Source organism: Actinomadura rubrobrunea NBRC 15275, assembly GCF_001552235.1.
GTDB lineage: Bacteria > Actinomycetota > Actinomycetes > Streptosporangiales > Streptosporangiaceae > Spirillospora > Spirillospora viridilutea.
The window spans coordinates 1-2,056 of record NZ_BCQU01000195.1 but is presented as its reverse complement, the minus strand read 5'-3'; the positions used below and the strand labels follow the sequence as shown (position 1 = coordinate 2,056).

The 2,056-nt window shown below is 74.3% G+C and carries 2 protein-coding genes and 1 pseudogene; 2 read left to right on the top strand and 1 reads right to left on the bottom strand.

Annotation, left to right across the window (positions count from 1 at the left end; translation table 11 throughout):
- Nucleotides 1-251: pseudogene (locus AR3_RS28965) on the bottom strand (sugar kinase); the annotation flags it as partial.
- Nucleotides 252-604: 353 nt separating this feature from the next.
- Between AR3_RS28965 and AR3_RS28960 the strand changes: the two are divergent.
- Nucleotides 605-1,753, top strand: coding sequence for an inositol-3-phosphate synthase (locus tag AR3_RS28960; RefSeq protein WP_067918799.1), 1,149 nt, complete (start codon nucleotides 605-607; stop codon nucleotides 1,751-1,753).
- The coding region (locus tag AR3_RS28955) for a UbiA family prenyltransferase (RefSeq protein WP_169803918.1) at nucleotides 1,750-2,056 on the top strand (307 nt) is incomplete at its 3' end. The genes AR3_RS28960 and AR3_RS28955, both read left to right, overlap by 4 nt.

Here is a 2,056-nt window from a genome sequence, read left to right as displayed (position 1 = left end):
ATGTCGATGCCGGCGAAGCGCAGCCGCGACGACAGCCGGACGATGCCCGAGCGGCGGCCGCCCCGGGAGGCGGCCAGCCCGGCGGACTCGACCATGCCCAGTTCGATCAGCCGGTCGAGCTCGACGGCCAGTTTGGAGCGGGACAGCTGCACCACGTCGCCGAGCTCGGCGCGGGAGCGCGGGCCGTCGTCGCGGAGCAGGCCGAGCAGACGGGCCTGATGCCCGTTCTCGGGCCGAGCCATCGTCCGCATCGCCTCGAACCCCCGCGTGACCCCCGTGCTTTCGCTCTTAATGCTAGAACCTTCCGTCCCGTAAAAGGCCGAAACCGTGTCACGTCGGCGGCCGACGCCCACGTCACGCGTTCGCGTACACCTGTTTCGTTCCGGAGACTAACGACTTTTGCGGAACCAGGAAAGCACTTGGCCGATTCTGTGACTAACTTCTCGCACTCTCTGGACAAAGTCGGTTTCGTGGCCGATCGTGAAGACGCGTACCCCCGAACCGGAAACCACCCCCGACCGACTGACCACGACTGCATCCCGACAGCGCGAACCCACCCCCGCGTTCCGCTTGGAACGCGGCACCGAGCGAGGAGCGGTTGAACATGAGCGGTACCGGCGTGTGGCTGGCGGGCGCCCGCGGATCGGTGGCGACCACGGCGATCCTCGGAGCGCTGGCCGTCCGTGCCGGGCTCGCCGAACGCGTCGGACTCGTCTGCGAGGCGCCCGGCTTCCCCGACGGCGGGCTGCCCGCGGTGAGCGACCTGGTGTTCGGCGGCCACGACCTGGTGGACGTCCCGCTGCTCAAACGCGCCGAGCGGCTGGCCGACGCGGGCGTGGTCCCGCACGGCCTGCCCGCGCGGCTGCGCGACGACCTGGCCGCCGTCGAGGCCGACATCGTCACCGGCGGCGCCGACGGCCGCACCCGCGACCCGGCCGGGACGCTGCGCCGCCTGGTCGACGACATCACCGCCTTCCGCGACCGGCACGGCCTGGACCGCGTCGTGGTGGTGAACGTGACGGCGACCGAACCGCCGACCCCGGCGCGGCCCGAGCACGCCACCCTGGCCGCCCTGCGGCGCGCGATCGACGCCGGCACGATGGTGCTGCCCGCCAGCGCCTGCTACGCCTACGCGGCGTTCGAGGCGGGCTGCGGGCACGTCGACTTCACCCCGTCGGTCGGCGCCCGGCTGCCCGCGCTGGCGGAGCTGGCCCGCGAACGCGCCGTCCCGTACGCGGGCAACGACGGCAAGACGGGCGAGACGCTGGTCAAGGCGGCGCTGGCGCCGATGTTCGCCGGACGCAACCTGCGGGTCGGGTCCTGGGCGGGCACCAACCTGCTGGGCGGCGGCGACGGCGCGAACCTGGCCGACCCGCAGGCGGCGGCCAGCAAGCTGGACTCCAAGGGCCGCCTGGTCTCCGAGACGCTCGGCTACCCGGTCGAGGGGCCGCTGCACATCGACTACGTCGCCGACCTGGGCGAGCAGAAGACCGCCTGGGACCACGTGACCTTCCAGGGCTTCCTGGGCGCCCGGATGACGCTGCAGTTCACCTGGCAGGGGTACGACTCGGCGCTCGCGGCGCCGCTCGTGCTCGACCTGGCCCGGCTGGTCGCCGCGGCGCACGCGGCCGGGCGCGTCGGTCCCCTGCCGGAGCTCGCCTACTTCTTCAAGGACCCGATCGGCACGTCGACGCACGACCTGGCCGCGCAGTACGACGCGCTGTGCGCCTTCGCCGCCCGGGGCTGCCGATGAGGGCGCTCGTGGAGCTGGTGCGGGCGCCCGCCGCGCTGTCCGTACCGGGCGACGTGCTGTCCGGCGCGGCCGCCGCGGGCGGCCTGCGCGAAGTGCGCGGGCCGGCCGGTCTGGCGGCGGCGTCGGTGTGCCTGTACTGGGCCGGGATGGCCCTCAACGACTATGCCGACCGGCGGCTGGACGCGGTCGAGCGCCCCGAGCGCCCCATCCCGTCCGGCCGGGTGCGGCCCGGCACGGCGCTCGCGGTGGCGGCCGGGTTGACCGGCGCGGGGGTCGCGCTGGCCGCGGCGGCGGGCGGGCGCC